The sequence below is a fragment of the Candidatus Izemoplasma sp. genome (assembly GCF_982632705.1).
Genome location: NZ_CEXEES010000080.1, coordinates 1 through 5,751 on the forward strand (window position 1 = coordinate 1; position 5,751 = coordinate 5,751).

Below are 5,751 nucleotides of genomic sequence, written 5' to 3' on the forward strand. Positions count from 1 at the left end.
ATACGTCATCTCAATTGATGCAATCATTCGTTTTTCAAGAATAATACTCAAAAGACGGGCTACAGACAGTTTTTCTAGGGAAACAAAAAAAGACGCTTGAGAAAGCGTCTTTGTTATGCCTAAAATGGAGGTCCCGAGCGGATTTGAACCGCTGATCACGGAGTTGCAGTCCAATTCTAATTGAAAATCAGCTTGACCGTAGCAGTTATTTTAAAGCTCATTTCACTATACCTCCAAACAAAGGGAAAACTGCAAAAAAAGATCAAAACATTATGCTATTTTACCACATGTAATCCTTTGCTCTTCCAAGAATAATATCAACTTCATTTATACAGAAATTTTTAAAATATAAGAATCACTAATATTTATAGGTATCCATCACTGAGGATCCCAGGAACGATACTCTCGTCCGATCATTTCAAATCCATAAAAAAAGTATAGCCCTGCATCAATCTGCACATCTCACGTTAAGCCGTAAGGAGACTATACTTATTCATAAACTAAATAATAGTAATAATTGCACTTCATTTTTTTGGAGTAAATCAAATCACATTTGAAATTATTGAATCAAAATTTTCTGCAAATACTTTAACTAATTTTGGATCAAATTGTGTGTTTGCACATCTAATAATTTCGTTTAGTGCTTCTTCATTTGAAATTTTTTCTCGATATGTCCTTATACTTGTCATAGCATCAAATGCATCTGCAATAGCGATAATTCTAGCTTGTAATGGAATCTCTTCTGCTTTTATACCTCTTGGATAACCAAAACCATCCCATCTTTCATGGTGATTCAAAACAATATTAGAAATACCTCTCATATCATGTGAAGAGTTCAATATTCTAAACCCTATTTCTGGATGTCCTTTTATAAGATCATACTCTTCTGTAGTTAACTTACCTTCTTTAATTATGATAGAAATTGGAATAATTATTTTCCCAATGTCATGAAGCAATCCTGCTGTCTTTATTTCATTAATTTCCTGTCTGTCTAATCCGTTAAACTCAGCTATTTTCTCGCTGATTTTCGATACAGCTCGTGAATGAATTTCAGAATTTTTATCTTTTTCATATAGAGTATTTAAAATAGTCTCGATAGCACCACTTCGCATCGATGGAATTTCCAATAATTTCTCTCTATACATTAAATCTTCAGCGCTTCTAAATATTTCTTCTATACTAGTGTTATTTTCATACTTAGTTTTGAGTCCAAACGATATTGATAACTCAATTGATTCAACTTTGATTCTTTTTGCCTCTTTTTTAATAGTATCTATGATTTCCCCAGCTTCTAGTCCACTTGTTCTAGGCATAATAATGACAAACTCATCTCCACCAACTCTAGCAATCATATCAGTTTCTTTACAAGAATTTGAAATTACATTTGCTGCAGAAACAAGAAGCTTATCACCTACAAGATGACCAAAAGCATCATTTATTAGCTTTAGCCCATTGATATCTGACATTATAACTGAGATTGGATAATTTTCAGGAATATCTATTTCGTCTAGATATTCTTGATAATATCTTCGATTGTACAAACCGGTTAAGACATCATGATAACCAATATACTTAATTTCATCAATTTGCATTGAACGTTCAAGCATATTCCATAATCCTATTAACAATATTGAGACTTGATTTAGACTATCAGGGTTATATTGGGAGTCTTTATTAATCAAAACAATAACAATTATATCACCGTTTCTTTGTAAAGGAATAGCTGCAAAGCGGTGAACCTTTTGATCACAGATTTTCATTTCAGAAAACTCATTATTCATTTCATAATCATTTTCCACAACAGGGGTCATTTCACTTAATACTTTTTGTATCAGTGGGTTCTCAACTATTATCTTTTCCAGTAATGAATGATTGCATTTCTCTTTTGTAAAAATAGAAAAACATGACTTAATTTCAGATTTCCCATCCATATTTACTGAAAACAAAAATCCTGATTGGCTTTCTCCCAAAGTTACTAACTCTTCTAAAATGTAATTATATCGTTCTTCATGAGATTGAAAATCATGTTGAAATGCTTTAACAATTACTTCATTTCTATTACTATTTTTTATAATTTGTTTTGTTTTTGTTATTATAGTTCTTTTTGTAGTTATGAAATATCCTGAAACTAAGACAGAGAATAGGAATCCAACAATTAAAATCGAATATGAACTACGAGTAATATCAGATACCTTCTCTTTTGTTGGTGTAACAATAAAGCTGTACGTTTCATTGTCGAAAGATATCTCTCTTTTTGATGAGATATTGTTTTTTGATTGCTGCCAATTGTCTGAAGAACCAAAAAGTTGGTTATCATGAAAGACTTGTATCATGTACTCTTTTTTGAATTCATAAGCATTTGATAAAATCAAGTCATTAATATTGACATCAGCCATTATAAACCCAGTTAAAACATCATTATTGTATGTTGGAAATAGCAGATTGATATGATGCTTTTCACTCCCTTCACTATTGAAATTTGTATCAATGATGTACTCAGTATTTTCTGCAGGTGTAACTCTCCTAACTTTCAAGTCATGATCAATCCACACAATACTCGTTATACCTGACATATTTTTAATGTAAAACTCGGTACGAACGTCCCACTTTTGCTTCTCTTCAAGTGTATCTGGAGAACCATGTCCAGCAAGTTCTTCCATATTGAAGATAATGTTTTCCATTGTTTCTTCAACTTTATTTTGGTAAATTATAGAGTTTGATTCAACTATTTGTGATAACTCTTCTAAACTATCCAATTGTACTGACTTCCAACCGATAATAGTTAAAATAATAAAAATCAAACCTAAACCTAAACCCATATATTCTGAAAGGGAAATCTTCTTTGCTGAATATTTCTTTTCTTTGCCATTCGTTCTTTTCAACATATCCATGATTTTCCTTTCTTAATTATTTTAGATATACAATCTTATTTATCTGGTGTATTTGACATATGTTGCCTATTTATTCTGTTCAATCCAAGCGTTATTCCATATAGTTTCTAAAGTCGTATATCCCAGTTCCTCAAGTCTAACTAAATATGCTTCCCAATCATCGTCAATACTTAATTCCCCGGTTATAAATTTTATATTTGACTCATTGATATAGATTGCTAATTCTTCCTCAATAATCCCGGCCATCTCTATCGCATTATCACTTAATACAAGATTCGGGGCAAGTTGTAACGTTTCATTAGCGTTTATAGAATTTTCAAGGAAAGTTACAATGTCGTCTGGTTTCTTATTGTTTTCAAATTCTTCATTCTCATTAAGATTAAATAGTTCATTAAAGCCATACTCGTTTATTCTTATAGTTCCATTTGGATTTTTCGCTGAAATTATATTTGGTAGAAACTGTTTTCCATCTGCTGTTATCTCGTATGTTAACCCTTCAATTCCCCAGTAACTAATATCAATACCTTCTTCTGAATAAATCGCCCAGTCGAGAAATGCAAGCATATCCTCAAAATATGGTTTATCTATTGCTGTTTTTGATATTGCTATTCCTTTTCTGAAAGTATTAACCGGTGGAAGTGCTGAAATTCCAATCGTGCTTTCCATAACTGGTAATGGGGCCCATTTCCCACCACTTATACCATTTGATTCTAATTGATCATTCCATGTATCAAATCCTGAAGAAACCCAAGTTACTGTAACCAAAGCTTTTCCATTTACAATTTTTTCAATAAAATCATCATTACTTTGATCAAAAAATGCTGGATCAAGTATGCCTGCGGAGTAACTTTCGTTTAAAAATCTATATAACTCTTTATAATTGTCCGTTGCTGGAGCATACTTCCATTCATTATTTTCCTCATCAAAAAACCTTGTTCCCGACCAACCCCCAGGAATTCCATATCCTGCACCCATCATACTCAATAAATGTGCACCACCCCATGATGCAGTTATTGGAGTTGAATCTGGATATACTTCCTTCAGTATTACCAATGCATCAAACAGTTCATCATAAGTCGTAGGCATCGGGATATTACTATCTTCAAAGATATCTTGTCTATAAATCCACTGTTGCACTTGAATCTCACGTTGATATCCAGGAAGAATATAATATTTATCATTCGCAAATCTTAATTTGTCAATTTCAGATTGCAAATTATGTTCTTCAATATATGCCATATAGTTTGGCATCAAATCTTCATAATCACTAATTGGCAATAATAGACCCTCATTTGCATATTCCTCTATAGTATCAGGCCAAACTTTTAGTATTACATCTGGTGGTGATTCCGCATTCAAGTTTAACTCAATTGCACTTTCATAATCTGAATTATCTCCTATCCTTATATCAATTGTAACATTACTCACTTTTTTGTATTCCTCTAGGATTTCCCAATCCTCATTATATGGATTATCACTAGATTCATTATAAAGCACACTAAAAGTAAAAGCATCATCAGCTTTTTTTGTATTGCATCCAGTAAGAGTTGCTAAAATCAGAATCAATATTATAACTAGCTTCTTGTTCATATTCTTACCTCCTATAATTATAACCCAATTTTCCAAAACAAAATTAAAACGTCAATTTACAATCAACTATTATATTATAACTAATAAAAAAAGCACAGCAAACAGCTATACTTTTTGGGATCACTCATTTAGTAATCAGAACCACGTATTATTTTTAAAGGAACTCATTACTTGTTCCTTTAGAACCCGTAAAATTGCTTACTTAAGTTAAGTTTACCATGACAATGTTCGAAATGCAATTTATTAAGTATATACGAAACTAAGCATACTCTAAGAAACAAAACAGTTCTTCCCTTTTTCTTTTGCCATATACATTTTTTTATCTAAGCATAAAAAAAATATACAATGAAATTAATAACTGTAATTTTCCTTACTATTGACAATGTTTGCTTTTATTTTACAATGTATGTTTTAGATAACCTTCTCTATAGCAACGGACTACAATCACTTTTTCGTAAAAAACAAAAAAAGACGCTTGCGATAAGCGTCTTTATTATGCCAAATATGGAGGTCCCGACCAGATTTGAACTGGTGATCACGGAGTTGCAGTCCAATTCTAACCGTAAAACGGCTTGACTAGTCTCTTATTAAAATCATAGTGTTTCTAGTTCCACACTATGTAGAATAATCAATAATTTATGCAAAAATCGTTATGATGCTCCTTACAAAAATAATCCAGTCCCAATTACAACGAAACTCTATTTTTACAAACATAGAATACTAAAAACACAACCCATATTTCACGCTATGTTTTTTATGTTACCAACATGAAGCCAATCATCCATATTACCATAATCGGTTTTACTAAATGGTATGTTATCTAAGTTGGTATAAGATTCAATTTCAATAATTATCATATAACGTTTCCCTCTAAATCTCTTAGAAGCTTTTGATTTTAATTTAGCTCTCTCATTATATTTATCAAACAGGTCTTCTGACTCTAAAGGAGTTAGTTTTTCTGAGAAGAATACGGATTTTACGATTGCCTTTCCCCTAATAACTCCTTCACCGTTATTATTTGCAAAATACAGTGTATCATTTTTTTCTACTCTACCATAAGGTAGTTTTCTACCTGAGGCACCTCTTATGATAACATTCTTGTTGTTTTCTTGTAAGTTTTCTAGTTCCTGGGATTCAACATCTAAATATACTAGATGATCCATTATGCTTTCTCAACTATCGGTACCCAATAGTAACATACATAATCTTTATCAAATCCATTGCCTTTTGAATATACTTCAAATTCAGGTCCTTCACTATGTTCATAGTT

The 5,751-nt window shown here is 31.5% G+C and carries 3 protein-coding genes; all 3 read right to left on the minus strand.

Features of this window, described 5'->3' with window-relative positions; translation table 11 throughout:
• Positions 1 to 542 precede the first annotated feature (542 nt).
• On the minus strand, positions 543 to 2,891 hold the full coding sequence (locus AC2LE6_RS08315; protein WP_484478794.1) for an HD domain-containing phosphohydrolase: 2,349 nt from the start codon (positions 2,889 to 2,891) through the stop codon (positions 543 to 545).
• Positions 2,892 to 2,957: 66 nt separating this feature from the next.
• Positions 2,958 to 4,481 (minus strand): extracellular solute-binding protein, encoded by a 1,524-nt coding sequence (locus tag AC2LE6_RS08320; protein WP_484478795.1) that lies wholly within the window; start codon positions 4,479 to 4,481, stop codon positions 2,958 to 2,960.
• 740 nt (positions 4,482 to 5,221) lie between these two features.
• Positions 5,222 to 5,644: a hypothetical protein gene (locus AC2LE6_RS08325; RefSeq protein WP_484478796.1), complete on the minus strand. Its 423-nt coding sequence runs from the start codon at positions 5,642 to 5,644 to the stop codon at positions 5,222 to 5,224.
• Between the last annotated feature and the right edge of the window lie 107 nt (positions 5,645 to 5,751).

What these genes read in the sequence shown, in the direction of transcription:
- AC2LE6_RS08315 (WP_484478794.1), bottom strand. Translation starts at nt 2,891, where the DNA reads ATGGATATGTTGAAAAGAACGAATGGCAAAGAAAAGAAATATTCAGCA.
- AC2LE6_RS08320 (WP_484478795.1), bottom strand. Translation starts at nt 4,481, where the DNA reads ATGAACAAGAAGCTAGTTATAATATTGATTCTGATTTTAGCAACTCTT.
- AC2LE6_RS08325 (WP_484478796.1), bottom strand. Translation starts at nt 5,644, where the DNA reads ATGGATCATCTAGTATATTTAGATGTTGAATCCCAGGAACTAGAAAAC.